The sequence below is a fragment of the Arthrobacter sp. Soil_N43 genome (assembly GCF_057655195.1).
The window spans coordinates 1-17,813 of the sequence record NZ_JBDGML010000054.1 but is presented as its reverse complement, the minus strand read 5'-3'; the positions used below and the strand labels follow the sequence as shown (position 1 = coordinate 17,813).

Genomic DNA, 17,813 nt, shown 5'->3' with positions numbered 1-17,813 from the left:
CGTGCTCACAGCTGTTCCCCTTCCTTGCCGATGGTTGCCTCTGCGGAATCCTTGTCCAGGAGATCGAACCACTCGGCTGCTGTTGCCACGTCCTTGTCACCGCGGCCGGACAGGTTCACGATCACGATCTTGTCCGACGCTTCACCTGCGGCGCCTTCCGCTGCCAGCCGCTGGCCCACCTTGATGGCGCCGGCGAGGGCGTGCGAGGACTCAATGGCGGGAATGATGCCCTCGGTGCGGCACAGCAGCCGGAAGGCGTCCATGGCTTCGCTGTCGGTGATGGGCTCGTAGCTGACCCGTCCGATGTCGGCGAGGTAGGAGTGCTCCGGTCCGACGCCGGGGTAGTCCAGCCCCGCGGAGATGGAGTGGGATTCGATGGTCTGCCCGTCGTCATCCTGCATGAGGTACGACCGGGCGCCGTGCAGTACGCCCGGCTTGCCGAGCGTGATGGTGGCAGCGTGCCGGCCGGTGTCCACGCCGTCGCCGCCTGCCTCGAAGCCGTAGATCTTGACGGAGGGGTCATCGAGGAAGCCATGGAAGATGCCGATGGCGTTGGAGCCGCCGCCGATGCATGCGCAGACGGCGTCCGGCAGGCGGCCAGTCTGCTCGAGGATCTGGGCGCGGGCCTCTTCGCCGATGACCTCGTGGAAGTAGCGGACCATGGCCGGGAAGGGGTGCGCACCGGCAGCCGTGCCCAGCAGGTAATGGGTGTGTCCGACGTTCGCCACCCAGTCGCGGAGGGCCTCGTTGATGGCGTCCTTGAGGGTCTGCGAGCCGTTGGTCACCGGGATGACGGTGGCGCCCAGGAGCTCCATCCGGGCCACGTTTAGGGCCTGGCGGCGGCAGTCCTCGGCGCCCATGTAGACGACGCATTCGAGGCCGAGCAAGGCGGCTGCCGTGGCGCTGGCCACGCCGTGCTGCCCGGCGCCGGTCTCGGCGATGACGCGGGTCTTGCCCATGCGCTTGGCCAGGAGCGCCTGGCCCAGCACGTTGTTGATCTTGTGCGAGCCGGTGTGGTTCAGGTCTTCGCGCTTCAGGAAGATCCGGACTCCCCCGGCGTGCTCGGCGAACCGCTTGGCCTCGGTCAGGAGCGAGGGCCGGCCGGAGTAGTTCTTGTTCAGGTCGGCGATCTGTGCCGTGAATTCGGGGTCGGCCTTGGCCTTCTCGAAGGTGTCCTCAAGCTCGTCCAGGGCCGCGATCAGTGATTCAGGCATCCATCGGCCGCCGTAGGAGCCGAAGTAGGGTCCCGGGGCGTGGCGCAGCGATGTGCCTCCCTGCAGGAACGCATCCACCGAGCCTTCGTCAGAGCCGGCTGTCGGCGCTTCGGCCATCAGTCTCACCATCCTGTTCACTTTTCACTGATTGATGTCAGGCGGCATCCCGTCCGCGGCTGCCTGTGGCAGCTGGTCCGGACGGGATGGCGCCGCGGTATGGGCGGGGTTCAGACGCGGGCAGCGATCGCCGCTGCCCCGGCTGCCGTGAACTCCGCAATGCGTTCACGCGGTGTGGCGTCGCTGACCAGCGCCTCTCCGACGAGGATGGCGTTGGCGCCGTGCGCCGCGAAGTGCGTGACGTCGTCGGCGTTCCGAACGCCCGACTCTGCCACCACGACCGCCCCGGCCGGAATGCTGCCGGCCAGTGTGGCGAAAAGGGACCGGTCGACGTCGAGCGTCTTGAGGTTGCGTACGTTGACGCCGATGATCCGGGCATCCGCCGCAACGGCCCGTTCGACTTCCTCCGGCGTGTGCGTCTCCACCAGGACATTCATGCCGAGCTCACTGCTGAGGGCACTGAACTCGCGCAGCTGCTGGTCGGACAGGGCCGCCACGATCAGCAGGATGAGGTCCGCACCGTGGGCACGGGCTTCCCAGATCTGGTACTCGTCCAGCGTGAAGTCTTTGCGGAGCAGCGGGACGTCCACCCGGGCGCGGACGGCGTCCAGGTCCGCCAGCGAGCCGTTGAAGCGGCGCTGTTCGGTGAGCACGCTGATCACGGCGGCGCCGCCGTCGGCATACTGTTCGGCCAGCGAGGCGGGGTCCGCGATGTTCGCGAGGTCGCCCTTGGAGGGGCTGCGGCGTTTGATTTCCGCGATGACCTTGAGCTGGTCACGGGATGCGGACGGACCGCCAAGGGCTGCCCAGGCGTCACGCGCCGGGGCGGCCGCCAGGGCGCGGTCCTTCAGTTCCGCGAGGGACACCAGGCGCTTGCGGGCCTCCATGTCCTCCCTGACACCGGCATTGATGTCATCGAGAACCGTCACGGTCAGTGGCCGGTGTTCTTAATCTTGCTGCCGCCCACACCGTAGCCGGCCTTGCGCATGACGTAGCCGGCCAGCAGGCCGACGAACATGACGCCGATGCCCGCCCAGAAGATCGGGGAGTTGGCGATGACAAACGCGATGGAGGCGATGAGGGCACCGACCAGCATGACGATGACGCAGGTCCACGCGGCCGGGCTGTTGCCGTGGCCGAGGTCAATGCTGTGATCGATGCCGTGGTGGGTCTTTGCGGTCTTTCCGGGCGCTGGCTGGGTGCCGGAAACAGTGGCTTTGCTCATGTGAATCTCCTCAGGATCAATACTGCTTACATTCTGCCATTTTTTGGCGCGGCCTTAGGCATCGGCGGCTCCGCCGCGTGCCTCCGGGCCTTCCCGCTCAGGTGGGATCGTCGCCGCGGGACAGCCGGTCCCAGCTGTCGATCTCATCCACCGGGCCCGCCTGCGCGGCGGTAGTTCCGGGTGCCGTGGTGTCGTATTTGGTGCGGGCCTTCCAGTGCTTTCCCGCGGGGATGACCAGGAGTCCGCCCAGCGCCAGGAGGGAACCGGCGACGACGGCGAGGACGGGGAACGCCGTGACGCTCACGTCCGCTGTGCTCCCGGAAACGCCGGTAGCGGCGGCAATGGACCCCTGTGCCGCCGCGAGAGGGTCGGCTAGCACGGTCGCCGCGGCCGCGACGATGCCCACGGCCGCCAGCACGATGATGGCCGTGATCACCCAGCGGGCGACCCGGCCGGCGATGGACGCGGCAAGCCCTCCGGCCAGCGCGACGAGTGCAAGCGCCGTCACCGTGGTGGCCGCCTTGCTCCCCTGGACTTCGAGTCCGTCCTGGACGGCGGTGGCCTGTCCGAGCTGCTGCGGGTCCACGTGGACCGTCAGCCAGGTCTGCGTGGTGGCGCCGAACACCGCCAGCGCCAGCACGGCGATGAGCAGGACCACCGTGGATTTCCGCGCCCACGCCGGAGCGCTGCCGCGGGCTGTGGCTGGGGTGGCCGAACCTGCCGGAACCGCCATCAGGATTCTGGTCCGGTTTCTGCTCCGGCGTTCGGTCCTGCATCAGCCGCGGCCTTGGGAACAGCCGCGTTGGGCGCGGCGGCCTCTGCGGTGGGGACCGATTCGGGCGTGATGTTGTGGAGCGAGCCCGCCGTATGAACGGCACGGAGCGGGGCAGCGGCCTTGTTCACCGTTTCCAGCGCCTCGGTGGGGTTGACCGAGTCCGCCACGATGCCCCCGCCGGCCTGCACGTACGCGCGGCCCTCGCGCAGCAATGCCGAGCGGATGGCGATGGCCATGTCCATGTCCCCTGCGAAGTCCAGATAGCCCACCACGCCGCCGTAAATTCCGCGGCGGTGGGGCTCCAGCTCATCCAGGAGGCGCAGGGCACGCGGCTTCGGGGCGCCCGAGAGTGTTCCTGCCGGGAAGGTGGCCTTCAGGACATCGTAGGCTTTGGCCGAGGGCGCAAGCTGTCCGACGACGGTGGAGACCAGGTGCATGATGTGGCTGAACCGCTCCACTTCCATGAACTGCGTGACGTCCACCGAACCCGCGACGCAGACCTTGGACAGGTCGTTGCGGGACAGATCCACCAGCATCAGGTGCTCGGCGCGTTCCTTCTGGTCCGCGAGGAGTTCCTCGGCGAGGGCCTTGTCCGCCTCCACCGTCTTGCCGCGCGGGCGGGAACCGGCGATGGGGTGGGTGATGACGTCGTCTCCGGTGACGGTGACGAGCGCCTCGGGTGAGGACCCGACAATCGAGTATTCCCGGCCGTCCGCATCCTCGAGGCTGAAGATGTACATGTAGGGGCTGGGGTTGGTGTTGCGGAGCACCCGGTAGACGTCAAGCGGGGACGCCCCGCACTCCATTTCGAAGCGGCGGGAAATCACCACCTGGAAGACTTCGCCGTCCACGATTGCCTCCTTGCCGCGGTCAAGGGCGGCAAGGTACTCGGGCTCGTCCCAGCGTTCCTGGACACTCGATGCGAAGTCGAGGGCTGCCGGCTCCAGCACCGAAACCGGCTGGGTCACCGGCGTGCTGATGCGGGCCAGCAGTTCCTTCACGCGGTCCACGGCGTCCTGCCAGGCTTCATCCACCCGGTCCGGGCTGTTGTCGAAGTTGATGGCGTTGGCGATGAGCAGCACCGTGCCGTCCATGTTGTCGTGGACGGCCATGTCCGTGACGAGGTTCAGGGCCATTTCGGGAAGCTGGAGATCGTCCTCGGGCGGGCTGGTGAGCCTCTCCCAGTGCCGGACGGTCTCCCAGCCGAGGAACCCGACGAGTCCCGACGTGAACGGGGGCAGCCCGTCGAACCGGTCGGTGCGCAGGGCAGCAACGGTGTCCCGGATGGCGTCCACGGGATTGCCGTCCACGGGAACGCCCGCCGGCGGCTGGCCGAGCCAGTGGGCCTGGCCGTCCTTGGTGGTCAGGGTGGCGCGGGACCGTGCGCCGATGAACGAATAGCGGGACCAGGCGCCGCCGACGGCCGCCGATTCCATCAGGAAGGTGCCGGGCTGGCCCTGCGCGAGTTTCCGGTAGAGGCCGATGGGGGTTTCGGCGTCGGCCAGCACCTTGAGCCGCACGGGGATGACACGGCTGTGGCCGGCGAGTTCCCGGAATTCTTCGAGGCTCGGGCTGATGATTCCGAGGTCCTGCATGGCTATTGGTTCTCCGTCTGTTCTGGGGTGGTGCCTAATTCGATAGACCTGTTCAGCGGAACGCAGGTTAGCCGGCGGTTCCGGTCACGACCTCGAGGGTGCGGCCGTCGAAGCACGTGCGCGTTCCGGTGTGGCACGCGGCGCCGACCTGGTCGACGCGCACCAGAAGGGCGTCGCCGTCGCAGTCCATGGCCACCGACTTGACCCACTGCACGTGGCCCGAGGTGTCCCCCTTGCGCCAGTATTCCTGGCGGGACCGGGAGTAAAAGGTCACCCGGCCGGTGGTCATGGTGCGGTTGAGGGCTTCGTCGTCCATCCAGCCGAGCATGAGCACCTCGTTGGTGTCGTGCTGCTGCACGATTGCGGCCACCAGGCCGGCGCTGTCCCGTTTCAGGGCGGAGGCGATTTCGGCGGGAAGCGGACTTCCGGAAACGGCGTCGGCACCGGCAGTGCCGGGGGTCGGACCGGGAGTGGGGCTGGGGGCGGGCTGCTCAGACATCAGGTCAAGTCTAGTGCCTCGCCACAGCCCCCTGATCAGTGTGAAGAACGGCACGAAATCCCGGACGATACACTGCGCAACTGCACCGGCGACGTGCTAGTTTCACAAGTGATGCATTTCGTCGATCCGTCCCGAGAAGTCCTGGCCGAAACCCTGCTGGCGGCCGGTCCTGATTCCCCCACGCTCTGCCGCGGCTGGAAGACCAGAGACCTGGCAGCGCACTTGTACCTGCGCGAAAGGAAAGCCGCCGTCGGCCTCGGGCTGATCATCAAACGCCTGTCGAAGGCCTCGGACAACGCAACCGCCAAGCTCGCATCAAAGCTCAAAACGGCCGACGACTACACCGAACTCGTGAAGGCTTTCCGAGCCGGCCCACCGGCGCTGTCTCCGATGAAGATCAAGGCCCTGGATGAAAGCTCCAACCTGATCGAATACTTCGTCCACACGGAGGACATCCGGCGGGCCGTTGACCGCTGGGCGCCCCGTGCGCTCGATGAGGAATACTCCGAAGCGCTGTGGGACGAACTGATCAAACGTGCCGCCATCCTGTACCGCGGGGTTGACCTCGGCATCGTGCTGGTCCGGCCGTCCGGCCCGAGGCACGTCGCCAGGCGCGCCCCCGTGTCCGTTGCCATCGTCGGTGAGCCGGGCGAGCTGCTCATGCACGCCCACGGCCGCACGCGCCATGCCCTGGTGACGTTCGAAGGCCAGGCCGACGCCGTCGCGCTGCTGCAGTCCGCCGAGGTCGGCCTCTAACATACCGGTGATTGAGCCTGTCGAAATCCCGGTTTCACAGGCTCAAACAGCAGTCAGCGGACCTCGAAACCGGCCTCGCGGATGGCGGTCTTGACCTGGGACATCATGTCGTCCGGGCCCCAGTGGAAGATCGAGGCGGCCAGCACTGCGTCCGCTCCGGCCTCGACGGCGGGCGGGAAGTGGGCGGGTTCGCCGGCGCCGCCGGACGCGATGATGGGAACCCTGACGGCCGCACGGACCAGCCTGATCAGCTCAAGGTCGAAACCGTCCTTGGTGCCGTCGGCGTCGATAGAGTTGAGCAGGATTTCCCCGACTCCCCTGTCGGCGGCCTCCTTCGCCCAGGCAACGGCGTCGATTCCGGTGCCCTGCCGGCCGCCGTGTGTGGTGACCTCAAAGCCGGACGCCGTGGGCTCGGATCCGGGGCGTGTACGGCGCGCGTCGACCGACAGCACGAGCACCTGGGAACCGAAGTGCCGGGTGATTTCGTCGATGACGTCGGGCCGCGCCACCGCGGCCGTGTTGATGGACGCCTTGTCAGCGCCGTAGCGGAGCAGCTTGTCCACTTCGGCAACGCCCCGGACGCCGCCGCCGACTGTGAGCGGGATGAAGACTTCCTCCGCGGTGCGGCGGACGACGTCGAATGTCGTCTCGCGGTTGCCCGAGGACGCCGTCACATCCAGAAATGTGAGCTCGTCCGCGCCCGCGTTGTCGTAGCGGTGCGCCAGCTCGACCGGGTCCCCGGCATCACGGAGCCCTTCGAAGTTGATGCCCTTGACCACACGGCCGGCATCGACGTCCAGGCACGGAATGACGCGTACGGCTACAGCCATGATTCTCCTGTTGTCCTGCAAATGGTGCTATATGAAGGGGCCCGCGTGTGAGGACGGGCGCTGGAAGACGCGGCTCAGATGCGGCAGGCGTGAATGCTGCTGACCAGGATGGCGCGGGCGCCGAGGTCGTACAGCTCATCCATGATCCGGTTGGTTTCCTTCTTCGGCACCATGGAACGGACGGCGACCCATTCGGAGTCGCGCAGCGGTGAGACGGTGGGCGATTCGAGGCCCGGGGTGAGGGCCGCGGCCTGTTCGACGAGTTCCTTGCGGATGTCGTAGTCCATCAGCACGTACTGGCGCGCCACGAGGACGCCCTGCAGCCGGCGGATGAGAACTTCGATTTCCCTGGCGGTGCCGTTCGCGGCGCCGCCCTGCCCGGTCCGACGGATCAGAACGGCTTCGGACTTGAGAATGGGGTCTCCGAAGATCTCCATGCCGGCGGCTTTGAGGGTGCTGCCGGTTTCGACGACGTCCGCGATGGCGTCAGCCACGCCCAGCCGCACCGACGATTCCACGGCACCGTCGAGACGGACCACTTTCGCCTGGATGCCGCGCTCGGCGAGGTAGCCGCGGAGCAGGCCGTCGTAGCTGGTGGCGAGGCGCTTGCCCTCGAGCTCTTCGACCTTGCTGAAGTCCCCCACGGGACCGGCAAAGCGGAAGGTGGAGGCTGCAAAGCCGAGCGGCAGCAGTTCCTCTGCCTCTACCTCGGCGTCCAGCAGGAGGTCGCGGCCGGTGATGCCGACGTCGAGCGTTCCCTGCCCCACGTAAACGGCGATGTCGCGGGGGCGGAGGAAGAAGAACTCGATCTCGTTGTCCGGGTCCACCATGACCAGTTCGCGGGTGTCGCGGCGCTGGCGGTAGCCGGCCTCGGCGAGCATCGCGGAGGCGGCTTCGGACAGGGATCCCTTATTGGGTACAGCTACTCGCAGCATTGGTGGTCTTTCTGGGTGTGGAAGTCTTCAGTTGAGGCAAGCGGGCCACGCGGACGCGGCTAGAGATGCTTGTAAACGTCTTCCAGGCTGAGTCCCTTGGCAAGCATCAGGACCTGCAGGTGGTACAGGAGCTGCGAGATTTCTTCGGCCGCCGCTTCGTCGGATTCGTACTCTGCCGCCATCCAGACTTCGGCGGCTTCCTCAACGACTTTTTTCCCGATGCCGTGGATTCCGGACTCCAATTCGGCGACCGTGCGGGAGCCCTCCGGACGGGTGGCCGCCTTCTCACTCAGTTCTGCGAACAGCGTCTCGAAATTCTTCACGCCCTACAGCCTACTTGCTCCGGCCCGAACCCCGCCTGTCGGGCCGTTCCGTGACGGCGGGGATGTGACCGAACACACAGGAGCCGTGGGTCCGCACATCCCCGCCGTCACCGGGACCGGCAGTTGCCGGGCTCAGTGGTTGTCGGGCTCAGTACCGCGAGAGCAGCAGCGCTGTTGCCAGCGCAGCCGTAACAGCCTCGTGGCCCTTGTCCTCGGAGGAGCCCGGCAGGCCCGCCCGGTCCAGGCCCTGCTGCTCGGTGTCGCAGGTCAGCACGCCAAAACCGACCGGCACGCCGGTGTTGACGCTGACGTCCGTGAGGCCCGAGGTTGCAGCCTGGCAGACGTAGTCAAAGTGCGGCGTGCCGCCGCGGATGACGACGCCGAGCGCCACGACGGCGTCAAAGTGCGGCGCCAGCCGCGCGGCCGCAACGGGAAGTTCAAAGCTGCCGGGCACGCGCAGCACCGTGGGTTCGCTGATGCCGGCGTCCTTCGCGGCGCGCAACGCGCCGTCCAGGAGTCCGTCCATGATCTGGGTATGCCAGCTCGCCGCCACGATGGCCAGCCGCAGCTTTGACGTCTCTGCGGGGTTGAGTGTGGTCAAGTCGATCTGGGGTGCGCCGTGTCCGCTCATTAATTAGTTCCTGGTCCGTTCAGTCTTGTTCGTGGTCAAAGGTGTCTGCGCCGCTTCCCGGTACGCCTGCGCCCTGGGCATCCAGGGTGAGCAGGTGGTCCATGCGGTCTTTCTTGGTCTGCAGGTAGCGGATGTTCTGTTCCCTGGAGGGCACCTCGGTGGGAACCATCTCCACGACCTTGACGCCGGCCTTGGCCAGGCGGTTCTGCTTGTCCGGGTTGTTGCTCAGCAGCCGGATCTCATGCAGTCCCATTTCGGCCAGGATCTGGGCGGCCGCGTTGTAGCAGCGGGCGTCCACGGGCAGGCCGAGCTGCTCGTTGGCCTCCACGGTGTCGAATCCGGCTTCCTGCAGGGCGTAGGCCTTGATCTTGTTGGCCAGGCCAATGCCCCGGCCTTCCTGGCCGCGGAGGTACAGCAGCGTTCCGCCGTTTGCCTCGATCATTTCCAGGGCGTAGGCCAGCTGCTCGCCGCAGTCGCAGCGGTAGGATCCGAAGACGTCGCCGGTGAGGCATTCGGAGTGGAGCCGCACGAGCGGCGCCTGGCCATCCCGTGGAGGGTTGGGCGAGCTGACAGCGAGGTGCTCGGCGCCCGTGATCAGATCGGTCCATGCCTGCGTCACGAAGTTCCCGAACGCACCCGGCAGCTGGACCACGGGGCCGCCGCTTACCGGGTGCGGCACCCGGCCGTTGCTGCTTGTCTCCGCAGCCTGAGATCCGCTCATCGTCATTTCCCTTCTCCAGCCGGGCTGGGCTCCGGCCTGTTCTCCTGTGAAGATACACTGTCGCTCGCGTCAAGATAGGACACGAGGTCCTCGATCGAAACCAAGGGGCAACCGTGCTCCGCAGCGAACACCCGCAGGCCGTCCAGCCGCATCATTTCACCGTCGTCGTACACAACCTCGGCGATCACGCCCACCGGCTCCAGACCGGCAAGCCGGCACAGCTCCACGGCCGCTTCGGTGTGGCCGGGACGTTCACGCACTCCCCCCTTAACCGCACGCAGCGGAAAAATATGCCCGGGGCGGGTCAGCGCAGCCGGCTCACTGCGGGGGTCCGCGAGGATCCTCGCCGTCAGGGCACGGTCCGTAGCGGAGATGCCCGTGCTGACGCCGCTCGAGGCGTCGCAGGAGACGGTGTAGGCCGTTCCCTTCGCGTCCTGGTTGACCTCCACCATCGGCGGCAGATCCAGGGCGTCGGCGCGGCCACCGTCGAGCGGAACGCAGATCACGCCGGAACTGTAGCGGATGGTCCATCCCATCAGCGCCGGGGTGGCGTGCTGGGCCGCGAAGATGATGTCGCCTTCGTTTTCGCGGTCCTCATTGTCGACCACCAGCACCGGCCGCCCGGCCGCCATTGCCCGGATAGCTTCCTCGATCGGATCGAGGGACAGGGTGGTGCCGGCCGCTGCCGGCTCAAGCTTTGCGGCGCTCATGCCTGGCCCTCCGTCCCGGCTCCGGAGCCGCTGAATGAGAGCAACCGCTCGGTGTATTTGGCCAGCACGTCCACTTCGAGGTTCACTTTTCCGCCGGCCGGCTTCGCACCCAGTCCGGTGTCCGCCAGGGTGGTGGGGATCAGTCCCACCTCGAACCAAGGCGCCGTTTCCTGTGCCGGGCTGACGGCCGTGACCGTGAGGGAGACGCCATCGATGGCGATGGATCCCTTCTCGGCGATGTAGCGTGCCAGGCGCTGCGGCACCCCGAAACGGAGCCGTTCCCAGTTTCCCTGGGCCTCGCGTTCCAACAGCTCGCCAACGCCGTCCACGTGGCCCTGGACAACATGGCCGTCCAGCCGGCCGCCCGCCGGCACACAGCGTTCCAGGTTGACGGCGTCGCCCGCGGCGAGGTCGCCGATGGTGCTGCGGATGAGAGTCTCGCCCATGACGTCGACGCTGAAGTCCTTCCCGTCAATCGCGGTCGCCGTGAGGCACACGCCGTTGACGGCGATTGACCCGCCCAGGGGCAGGCCCTCGGCCGTGCCGGGGGCGTGCAGGCGCAACGTTGCGCTCGTGTCCCCGTTCCGGTCCACGGAAAGGACCTTCCCTTGCTCGGCGATAATTCCGGTGAACATCAGTAGCCTCCCGTGGCTTCGCCCGCTGCTGCGCGGACGGGTAGTGAATCAGTTGACGTTGAATGTGCCGCTGCGGGCACGGGGTCTTCGTTTCCGGGCGGCCCGGCCGGCCGTTCCGGAAGCAGATGCAGCCGCAGGTCCCTGCCCAGGGTCTGGACGGCGCCGCCTGATGCCGCATCCCATTCCCACCGCTGGGCATCGGCGAGGGTGGCGATGCCCAGGCCGTTGAGCGCTGGGGTTCCGGATCCGAGCAGCGTGGGCGCCAGGTACATGACCAGTTCGTCCACCAGGCCTTGGGACAGGAAGGCGCTCAGTATCCTCGACCCGCCCTCCACCATGACGTGCCGTGCGCCCGCTGAAAACAGCAGGGACAGGGCTTCACGCGGGTCACGGGTCGGGAGGTGGAGAACCCTGCCGTCGTCCCCGTGGACGGCGGCGTCTTCCGGGATTTCGCGAAGCCCCATGACCGCCCGGAGCGGCTGTTCGCCGAAGGCGTCACCGTTAGCATCCCTGGCTGTGAGCCGCGGGTTGTCCACCAGGACTGTCTGCGTGCCGACGAGGATGGCGTCAATCCGGCGCCGGATGGCGTGGTTGTCCGCCAGCGATTCCGGGCACGAAATCCATTGGCTCGTGCCGTCCTCGGCGGCAATGCGGCTGTCCAGGGTCTGGGCGATGTGGAGCGTCACGAAGGGACGCTTGTCCTCGACGGCCTCGAACCAGCGGCGGTTGAGTTCCAGCGCCCGCCCGGCCGCCAGTCCGCTGCGCACGCTGACTCCTGCGTCGCGCAGGGTTGCTGCCCCGCCGGCCGCAGGATCGTGGGGGTCGTCAACGGCATACACCACATTCGCTATGCCTGCGTCGATGATCGCCTGTGCGCACGGTCCGGTGCGTCCCACATGGTTGCAGGGTTCCAGCGTGACCACCATGGTGGCGCCCCTGAGGTCCATCCCGGCAGCGGCGGCGGCCGCTATGGCATCTGCTTCGGCGTGCGCCGTTCCGGCGCCGCGGTGGTATCCGGTCGCCAGATGACTGCCGTCAGGGCCGACGACGACCGCACCCACCAGGGGATTGGCGCCTCGGGGTCCCTGCAGGGCGGCTTCCAGTGCGGCGTCCATTGCCTGGATTTCGGAGGCGCTGAAGGCGTGGATCGGCTGGGTCATGTGACAGCCACCGGATCCGGCCACACGGTGCGAGCGTCCATGCGTACGTGTCGTTCCTTCCCTCTAGAACCGCTAAGGCTCCGGGGGTATACGACAGTGCAATGCTGCGACGCCGGCAGGCGCCACAGATACAGCCGTACGTGCTTCTCTCATCCAGACTTTAACTGTCGGTACCGGAATTTCACCGGTTCAACCGTCCGCCGGATTCTCCTGGGAGAAACCGGCTCGCGGGTCGCGGACTGTCACCGCCGGTTCGGACTTACACCGACCCCGGAGCACGTATTGTGTGTTGCTATTCTGACACAACCCGGAGCATGCTCCGGGTATTCCCTGACACGGTCCGTCACGGAACCGCCCGACGGCCCCGGCCCGCCGCCGTGGTACGCCCGGACGCGGCGGCAGGGCGGCCGCGGCAGGCAGGCGGCTACAGCGAGCCGGCCTTGCGCAGGCGGTCGATGGCGCCGGCCGGATCGGCAGCGCCGTAAACGGCCGAGCCCGCGACAAACACGTTGGCGCCGGCCTCCGCGGCGCGCAGGATCGTCTCCTCGGTGATGCCGCCGTCCACCTGGAGCGCGACCCCGACGCCAGATCCGTCAATCGCCGCGCGGGCACGCCGGATCTTCGGAAGCGTGAGGTCCAGGAAGGACTGCCCGCCGAAGCCGGGCTCCACGGTCATGATGAGCAGCATGTCCAGCTCAGGGAGCATGTCCAGGTACGGTTCCACGGCCGTTGCGGGCCGCAGCGCCATGCCGGCCTTCGATCCGCGGGCCCGCAGCTCGCGGGCCAGTTTCACCGGCGCGATGGACGCCTCCGCGTGGAAGGTCACCGAGGCGATCCCGGCGTCCGCATACTCCGGGGCCCAGCGGTCGGCGTCGGAGATCATCAGGTGGGCATCCAGGGGAACCGGACTGACCGCTTGGATCCGCTGCACGACAGGCAGCCCGATGGTCAGGTTGGGGACGAAATGGTTGTCCATCACGTCCACGTGCACCGAGTCGGCGTTGCTGATTCGCTGCAGTTCGGCTTCGAGATTCACGAAATCTGCGGAGAGGATGCTCGGGTTGATGCAGCACTGCGGCATGCGGGTCCTTTCGCGGGGATGGATTGAACGCTTCTACTGGTTCAGGGCTTCTTGTGGATCAGGGCCAGGAACATGGCATCGGTGCGGTGGATGTGGGGCCACAGCTGGGCCGTCATCTCGTGGCCGGCGTTGAGGTGCCCGGTCAGGCTGACGGCGTCCAAGGCGCTGCCGGCATCCAGCAGCTCGAGGTCGTCACGCTTTCGCAACGCATCGCTGACCACCGCTGTGGTCTCCGCGGGGTGCGGCGAACAGGTCACGTAGGCGACCACACCGCCGGGCTTCACCGCGTCCAGAGCCGACTTGAGCAGTTCCCGCTGCAGCGGCCCGAGATCGGTCAGGTCCTTCGGCGTGCGCCGCCAGCGGGATTCGGGCCGGCGGCGCAAGGCACCGAGGCCGGTGCAGGGGACGTCCACCAGCACGCGGTCAAAGCTTTCCGCCTGCTCCGTGCCGACCTCCCTGCCGTCGCCGGTCCGCACTTGCCAGGCGTCCCTGGGAACGGCGCCCAGGGCCTGGCGGACAAGCTTGGCGCGGTGGGGAGCGGGCTCGTTGGCCAGCAGCGTAGCGCCCCGCTGGTGGGCAAGCGCGCCGAGGAGTGCGGCCTTGCCGCCCGGCCCGGCACACAGGTCAAGCCAGGATTCGCCGGGCTCAGCAGCGGTGCCAGCATTTTCGGTGGCGAGGTCGACGGCGGCGAGGGCGCGGGCCACGAGCTGCGAACCGACGTCCTGGACGCGGGTGGTTCCCTCACGGACCGAGGACAGCCGGCCGAGGTCACCGCCGCTGGACAGCGCGGACCCTTCGACAAGCTCACCGGCCGACGCGCCGTTCTCGAGGGCCTCGTCGAGGCTTCCGAGCCCGGGCAGCGCCACGAGGTTGACCACGGGTGCAGCGTTGTCCGCCTCAAGAAGATCATCGATTTCGGTGACCGGCCTGCCGTGCGCCACCAGGGACTGCCTGAACGCGCGCACAATCCACTCGGGATGGGCGTAACGGACGGACGCCACTTTGGTGGCATCCGTCTCATTGCTGAGCAGCAGGTCCAGCCAGTCCTCCAGCGTGTGGGCGGCGACCTTGCGCAGGACGGCGTTGATGAGCGTGGAGGGCCCCGCCCCGATCACGGCGCGGGCCAGTCCCACGGTCTGGTCCAACGCCGCATGGGCTGGAACGCGCATTGCGAGCAGCTGGTGCGCACCGATGCGCAGCGCGTCAAGGACTGCGGGGTCGAGCCGGTCCAGCGGCCGGTCCACGCAGCGGGCCAGGACGGCGTCGTATGTTCCCTGGCCGCGCAGTGCGCCGTAGCTCAGCTCCGTGGCGAACCCGGCGTCGCGCTTGTCCAGCCCGTGGTGCCGGATCCTCGCCGGCAGGACCAGGTTGGCGTAGGCGTCCTCGGACGCGACGGCGCGCAGCACTTCGAAGGCCACGAGCCGGGCGGGGTCGGCGCGCCGGGTGCGCTGGGAGGGTGCGTTCTCGGTGTAGTTGCGCTGCGGGCCGCGGTTCCGCTCCCGGCCCTGGGCATTGCGCCGGCTGGCTCCGCCGCCCCGCTGGTCCCCGCGCTGGTTCCCCTGTCCCGCGCGTTGGGGGCCTCTTCCACGGCCACTGCCGCCTGTCCCGGACTCGCTCATTCGAACACCACGCTTTCAAGGGAGGCCTGTCCGCGGGCCCAGTCGGCCGCAGACATCATTTTTTTGCCCGAAGGCTGGACGCGGGTCAGCTGCACGGGGTGCGACCCTGTTCCCACCAGCACATTTTTTCCGTCAAGCGCCACTGCTCCGGGCGCCAGCCCAGGACCTTCGGGACGCGGCACTACGGGCTCAAGTTTCAGACGTTGGCCGTCGAGGGTGGTCCACGCCCCGGGCTCCGGAGTCACGCCCCGGGCCCGCCGGCCGATGGCCAGGGCCGGCTCCGACCAGTCGATCCGGCCGTCCTCGATGGTCAGCTTGGGCGCGAGCGACACCTCGCCCTGCTGCGGCCGCGGTGACGCGGCGCCCGAGCCGACGGCGGACAGCGTCTGGGCGAGCAGCACGGCGCCGCTGTGGGAGAGCCGTTCCAGCAGCGCTCCGGAGGTGTCGTCGGGCCGGACCGGTTCGGTCAGTGTTCCGATGACGGGGCCTGTGTCGAGCCCCTCCTCCAACTGGAAGGTCACGGCGCCGGTGATGTCGTCCCCGGCAATGACGGAGCGCTGTACCGGTGCGGCCCCGCGCCAGGCAGGCAGCAGAGAGAAATGCAGGTTGATCCAGCCGTGCGGCGGGATATCCAGCGCAGCACGCGGCACCAGTCCGCCGTAGGCGACGATGGCCGCGACGTCGGGACGGACCGCCGCAATCCTGGCAGTGACGTCGGCGTCCACGCGGGCGGCGTGGATGATCTCGATCCCCAGCTCCGCCGCGCGGGCGGCGACGGGCGACGGCGTGAGCACGCGTTTGCGGCCAATCGGCGCATCCGGCCGGGTCAGCACGGCAACGACGTCGAATCCGGCATCGATCAGCGCGTTCAGTGACGGCACGGCCACCGCCGGTGTTCCAGCGAAGAGGACCCTCATCCGGCAGCGCCGAAGCTGCCCGCACCGGGTGTTCCGGTTCCAAAGCTGCCGCCTCCGAAACTGGAGCCGACAGTTTTGGCGCGCTTCGCCGTCGTCCGCTCGGTTATGGCGTCATAGTTCGCGTTGCGGATGGAGCGCAGCGCACTCTTGCGGTCCTCCCCTTCGAGCCGGTCGGTGAAGAGAATGCCGTCAAGGTGGTCGGTCTCGTGCTGGAAGCAGCGGGCCAGCATCCCCTCGCCTTCGAGCGAGACGGGGTTTCCGTTGACGTCGACGCCGGTCACACGGGTGGTCCGATAGCGTCGGACCGGGAAGCCGAGTCCGGGGATGGAGAGGCAGCCTTCCATTTCGTCGGGCTGGAAGTCATCGCTGTTCTCCAGCACGGGGTTGATGACGTGGCCTTCGACGCCGCCGATGCGGTAGGTAAAGACGCGGAGGCTGACGCCGATCTGCGGCGCGGCGAGGCCGGCGCCTTCCACGTCCTCCATGGTTTCGGTCATATCGGCAACGAGCCTGGCCAGCTCCGGCCCGAATTCCGTGACAGGCTCAGCAACCGTGCGCAGCACGGGATCGCCGATGATACGGATATTCAGAATTGCCATCTGCAGTCATTTCCTCACGGTGAACGGTAACGGATCCAGACCAGTTTAGTTGTGCAGCCGGTGAACGTCCGCTCAGGCAAACACCGGCGGCGCCACCGGGAGCAGGGCCGGGCCGGCGCTCAGTGTGTCCGCCGACATTTCCCAGACGCGGCGCAGCGCGCAGAACTTCCACCAGTGGTGCCGCAGCACCTCGGGGTTGGCCCGCACCGGGCGAACTTCTGTTTCGCCGATGGCGACCGCGAGCAGCACCGGGGCATCGCCGTGCCGCCACGGTTCCCACTCCCCCGCCACGGCGTCCACCAGGCTCTCCTCCGCTTTCATTCCGGCAACGAGCTGCATGACCACCTTGTCATCCAGCGGCTTGACCTGCCCGTCCCTGGTGGTCCCCTTGGTCTTGTAGTCAATGAGGCAGGTCCGCCCATTGATCTTGGCGACGAGGTCCAATGTTCCGGCGTAGCCCACGCTCGCGTTCCATACCGTGATTTCCGGGGCCAGCGGCTCCACGCGGAACAGCTCCCACCACTCATCGAAGCGGGCCGCGAAGGCCTCTTCGCCGTTGGCCGCCAACGCCTCCCGGGTCTCCTGCATCTGGTGCGGGCGGCCCAGGGCGCGCAGGGCAACCTGTTCGCAGTAGTTGTGGACGCGGTCGCCGCGCTGGGCGGCCTCGTCCCGGTAAGCCTCCGCCGCCTTGGCCGCGCGGTTCACTGCCTGCCGGACCTTGGCCGGACTGCCAAGGATCTCGGGCAGCGAGGGATCCTTTGCCAGGCTGCTCGCACCCATGTACCCAAACCAGCCGTCCAGGCCGTGGGGCTGCTGACCGATCACCGTGGTGATGGAGGGAACCGAGAATGCCTCTGTGGTGGAGCGAGCGTACATCCGGCCGTATTCCGTGGCATGGGCGAGGAGTGGATCAGTCATGGCAAGACTCTTTCACAGGGGGCTGACAGTAAGCTCCGGAAACAGGTCCGGAAACAGAAAAGTCCGTCCCGCGCAGGGTGATTTCCCTGTGCGGAACGGACCATTCATCGGTGGGCGATACTGGGTTCGAACCAGTGACCTCTTCGGTGTGAACGAAGCGCGCTACCACTGCGCCAATCGCCCCGATGCATTTGAATGCTAGCCGACGATGTGGCGTTTACGGAAATCGGCGCACGTCCCAAGGAAAACTAATGAAGAGCACGAGGGGCCCGGACCGAAAGCCGGGCTCAACCACGGCGCATCACGAGGAGGAACTACACGGCTGTAATTCAAAAATTTCCCTAGAATTCAAGGAAGTAGACCGGTTGGCGACGCCGCAGCGAAGGCCGATTTGGAGATTCCCTGAACCTCCTATAGAGTTTTTACTCGTTGGAACGCGAGGAAATGCCGCTCAAGGCAAGGAATCACCGCTCCAAAATGCGGACGTAGCTCAGCTGGTAGAGCACCACCTTGCCAAGGTGGATGTCGCGAGTTCGAATCTCGTCGTCCGCTC

The 17,813-nt window shown here is 67.4% G+C and carries 20 protein-coding genes, 2 tRNA genes and 1 riboswitch; of the genes, 2 read left to right on the top strand and 20 right to left on the bottom strand.

Annotated features, from left to right (window positions below):
* Positions 1-5: 5 nt before the first annotated feature.
* The 6 genes from trpB to hisI all read right to left on the bottom strand — a co-directional run bounded on the left by trpB (position 6) and on the right by hisI (position 5,425).
* Positions 6-1,331, bottom strand: a complete 1,326-nt coding sequence (gene trpB / locus AC3A3W_RS04415; protein ID WP_309992988.1) for a tryptophan synthase subunit beta — start codon at positions 1,329-1,331, stop codon at positions 6-8.
* Between the two features lie 110 nt (positions 1,332-1,441).
* Positions 1,442-2,260, bottom strand: a complete 819-nt coding sequence (trpC, locus tag AC3A3W_RS04410; protein ID WP_487440650.1) for an indole-3-glycerol phosphate synthase TrpC — start codon at positions 2,258-2,260, stop codon at positions 1,442-1,444.
* 2 nt (positions 2,261-2,262) lie between these two features.
* A complete protein-coding gene (locus AC3A3W_RS04405; RefSeq protein ID WP_487440649.1) occupies positions 2,263-2,556 on the bottom strand; it encodes an HGxxPAAW family protein in 294 nt (97 codons plus the stop codon).
* Between the two features lie 97 nt (positions 2,557-2,653).
* Positions 2,654-3,289 carry a Trp biosynthesis-associated membrane protein gene (locus tag AC3A3W_RS04400; RefSeq protein WP_487440648.1) on the bottom strand — a complete coding sequence of 212 codons (636 nt, stop codon included), beginning with the start codon at positions 3,287-3,289 and terminating at the stop codon, positions 2,654-2,656.
* Complete coding sequence (locus tag AC3A3W_RS04395) at positions 3,289-4,926, bottom strand: anthranilate synthase component I (RefSeq protein ID WP_487440647.1); 1,638 nt, start codon at positions 4,924-4,926, stop codon at positions 3,289-3,291. Before AC3A3W_RS04395 ends, AC3A3W_RS04400 begins: the two co-directional genes overlap by 1 nt.
* 67 nt (positions 4,927-4,993) lie before the next feature.
* Complete coding sequence (gene hisI / locus AC3A3W_RS04390) at positions 4,994-5,425, bottom strand: phosphoribosyl-AMP cyclohydrolase (protein ID WP_487440646.1); 432 nt, start codon at positions 5,423-5,425, stop codon at positions 4,994-4,996.
* 111 nt (positions 5,426-5,536) lie between these two features.
* Between hisI and AC3A3W_RS04385 the strand changes: the two genes are divergently transcribed.
* Positions 5,537-6,181, top strand: coding sequence for a TIGR03085 family metal-binding protein (locus tag AC3A3W_RS04385; protein WP_205653232.1), 645 nt, complete (start codon positions 5,537-5,539; stop codon positions 6,179-6,181).
* A 53-nt stretch (positions 6,182-6,234) separates the two neighbouring features.
* Here the strand turns inward: AC3A3W_RS04385 and hisF are convergent, their stop codons facing one another.
* The 14 genes from hisF to AC3A3W_RS04315 all read right to left on the bottom strand — a co-directional run bounded on the left by hisF (position 6,235) and on the right by AC3A3W_RS04315 (position 17,443).
* Complete coding sequence (hisF, locus tag AC3A3W_RS04380) at positions 6,235-7,011, bottom strand: imidazole glycerol phosphate synthase subunit HisF (protein ID WP_487440645.1); 777 nt, start codon at positions 7,009-7,011, stop codon at positions 6,235-6,237.
* Between the two features lie 74 nt (positions 7,012-7,085).
* Positions 7,086-7,946, bottom strand: a complete 861-nt coding sequence (gene hisG, locus AC3A3W_RS04375) for an ATP phosphoribosyltransferase (protein WP_487440644.1) — start codon at positions 7,944-7,946, stop codon at positions 7,086-7,088.
* 59 nt (positions 7,947-8,005) lie between these two features.
* Positions 8,006-8,269, bottom strand: a complete 264-nt coding sequence (locus tag AC3A3W_RS04370; protein ID WP_003801526.1) for a phosphoribosyl-ATP diphosphatase — start codon at positions 8,267-8,269, stop codon at positions 8,006-8,008.
* Between the two features lie 148 nt (positions 8,270-8,417).
* Positions 8,418-8,900, bottom strand: a complete 483-nt coding sequence (gene ribH, locus AC3A3W_RS04365; protein WP_487440643.1) for a 6,7-dimethyl-8-ribityllumazine synthase — start codon at positions 8,898-8,900, stop codon at positions 8,418-8,420.
* Positions 8,901-8,919: 19 nt separating this feature from the next.
* Positions 8,920-9,621: a GTP cyclohydrolase II gene (gene ribA / locus AC3A3W_RS04360; RefSeq protein WP_487440642.1), complete on the bottom strand. Its 702-nt coding sequence runs from the start codon at positions 9,619-9,621 to the stop codon at positions 8,920-8,922.
* A 2-nt stretch (positions 9,622-9,623) separates the two neighbouring features.
* Positions 9,624-10,331 (bottom strand): 3,4-dihydroxy-2-butanone-4-phosphate synthase, encoded by a 708-nt coding sequence (ribB, locus tag AC3A3W_RS04355; protein WP_487440641.1) that lies wholly within the window; start codon positions 10,329-10,331, stop codon positions 9,624-9,626.
* Positions 10,328-10,966, bottom strand: coding sequence for a riboflavin synthase (locus tag AC3A3W_RS04350; RefSeq protein WP_487440640.1), 639 nt, complete (start codon positions 10,964-10,966; stop codon positions 10,328-10,330). Before AC3A3W_RS04350 ends, ribB begins: the two co-directional genes overlap by 4 nt.
* A complete protein-coding gene (gene ribD / locus AC3A3W_RS04345) occupies positions 10,966-12,126 on the bottom strand; it encodes a bifunctional diaminohydroxyphosphoribosylaminopyrimidine deaminase/5-amino-6-(5-phosphoribosylamino)uracil reductase RibD (RefSeq protein WP_487440639.1) in 1,161 nt (386 codons plus the stop codon). Before ribD ends, AC3A3W_RS04350 begins: the two co-directional genes overlap by 1 nt.
* Positions 12,127-12,262: 136 nt before the next feature.
* Positions 12,263-12,409: riboswitch (FMN riboswitch) on the bottom strand.
* Positions 12,410-12,550: 141 nt separating this feature from the next.
* Positions 12,551-13,207, bottom strand: coding sequence for a ribulose-phosphate 3-epimerase (rpe, locus tag AC3A3W_RS04340; RefSeq protein ID WP_487440638.1), 657 nt, complete (start codon positions 13,205-13,207; stop codon positions 12,551-12,553).
* 41 nt (positions 13,208-13,248) lie between these two features.
* Positions 13,249-14,826 (bottom strand): RsmB/NOP family class I SAM-dependent RNA methyltransferase, encoded by a 1,578-nt coding sequence (locus AC3A3W_RS04335; RefSeq protein WP_487440637.1) that lies wholly within the window; start codon positions 14,824-14,826, stop codon positions 13,249-13,251.
* Positions 14,823-15,743 carry a methionyl-tRNA formyltransferase gene (gene fmt, locus AC3A3W_RS04330; RefSeq protein WP_487440636.1) on the bottom strand — a complete coding sequence of 307 codons (921 nt, stop codon included), beginning with the start codon at positions 15,741-15,743 and terminating at the stop codon, positions 14,823-14,825. The genes AC3A3W_RS04335 and fmt overlap by 4 nt, the downstream gene beginning before the upstream one ends.
* Complete coding sequence (def, locus tag AC3A3W_RS04325; protein ID WP_487440635.1) at positions 15,740-16,342, bottom strand: peptide deformylase; 603 nt, start codon at positions 16,340-16,342, stop codon at positions 15,740-15,742. Before def ends, fmt begins: the two co-directional genes overlap by 4 nt.
* A 72-nt stretch (positions 16,343-16,414) precedes the next feature.
* Complete coding sequence (locus AC3A3W_RS04320; protein ID WP_205653220.1) at positions 16,415-17,260, bottom strand: cytochrome; 846 nt, start codon at positions 17,258-17,260, stop codon at positions 16,415-16,417.
* A 111-nt stretch (positions 17,261-17,371) separates the two neighbouring features.
* Positions 17,372-17,443, bottom strand: a tRNA-Val gene (locus AC3A3W_RS04315).
* A 296-nt stretch (positions 17,444-17,739) separates the two neighbouring features.
* Here AC3A3W_RS04315 and AC3A3W_RS04310 point away from each other — a divergent pair.
* Positions 17,740-17,812, top strand: a tRNA-Gly gene (locus AC3A3W_RS04310).
* The last annotated feature ends 1 nt before the right edge of the window (position 17,813 follow it).

What these genes read in the sequence shown, in the direction of transcription:
- trpB (WP_309992988.1), bottom strand. Translation starts at nt 1,331, where the DNA reads ATGGCCGAAGCGCCGACAGCCGGCTCTGACGAAGGCTCGGTGGATGCG.
- AC3A3W_RS04405 (WP_487440649.1), bottom strand. Translation starts at nt 2,556, where the DNA reads ATGAGCAAAGCCACTGTTTCCGGCACCCAGCCAGCGCCCGGAAAGACC.
- AC3A3W_RS04400 (WP_487440648.1), bottom strand. Translation starts at nt 3,289, where the DNA reads ATGGCGGTTCCGGCAGGTTCGGCCACCCCAGCCACAGCCCGCGGCAGC.
- AC3A3W_RS04395 (WP_487440647.1), bottom strand. Translation starts at nt 4,926, where the DNA reads ATGCAGGACCTCGGAATCATCAGCCCGAGCCTCGAAGAATTCCGGGAA.
- hisI (WP_487440646.1), bottom strand. Translation starts at nt 5,425, where the DNA reads ATGTCTGAGCAGCCCGCCCCCAGCCCCACTCCCGGTCCGACCCCCGGC.
- AC3A3W_RS04385 (WP_205653232.1), top strand. Translation starts at nt 5,537, where the DNA reads ATGCATTTCGTCGATCCGTCCCGAGAAGTCCTGGCCGAAACCCTGCTG.
- hisF (WP_487440645.1), bottom strand. Translation starts at nt 7,011, where the DNA reads ATGGCTGTAGCCGTACGCGTCATTCCGTGCCTGGACGTCGATGCCGGC.
- hisG (WP_487440644.1), bottom strand. Translation starts at nt 7,946, where the DNA reads ATGCTGCGAGTAGCTGTACCCAATAAGGGATCCCTGTCCGAAGCCGCC.
- ribH (WP_487440643.1), bottom strand. Translation starts at nt 8,900, where the DNA reads ATGAGCGGACACGGCGCACCCCAGATCGACTTGACCACACTCAACCCC.
- ribA (WP_487440642.1), bottom strand. Translation starts at nt 9,621, where the DNA reads ATGAGCGGATCTCAGGCTGCGGAGACAAGCAGCAACGGCCGGGTGCCG.
- ribB (WP_487440641.1), bottom strand. Translation starts at nt 10,331, where the DNA reads ATGAGCGCCGCAAAGCTTGAGCCGGCAGCGGCCGGCACCACCCTGTCC.
- AC3A3W_RS04350 (WP_487440640.1), bottom strand. Translation starts at nt 10,966, where the DNA reads ATGTTCACCGGAATTATCGCCGAGCAAGGGAAGGTCCTTTCCGTGGAC.
- ribD (WP_487440639.1), bottom strand. Translation starts at nt 12,126, where the DNA reads ATGACCCAGCCGATCCACGCCTTCAGCGCCTCCGAAATCCAGGCAATG.
- rpe (WP_487440638.1), bottom strand. Translation starts at nt 13,207, where the DNA reads ATGCCGCAGTGCTGCATCAACCCGAGCATCCTCTCCGCAGATTTCGTG.
- AC3A3W_RS04335 (WP_487440637.1), bottom strand. Translation starts at nt 14,826, where the DNA reads ATGAGCGAGTCCGGGACAGGCGGCAGTGGCCGTGGAAGAGGCCCCCAA.
- fmt (WP_487440636.1), bottom strand. Translation starts at nt 15,743, where the DNA reads ATGAGGGTCCTCTTCGCTGGAACACCGGCGGTGGCCGTGCCGTCACTG.
- def (WP_487440635.1), bottom strand. Translation starts at nt 16,342, where the DNA reads ATGGCAATTCTGAATATCCGTATCATCGGCGATCCCGTGCTGCGCACG.
- AC3A3W_RS04320 (WP_205653220.1), bottom strand. Translation starts at nt 17,260, where the DNA reads ATGACTGATCCACTCCTCGCCCATGCCACGGAATACGGCCGGATGTAC.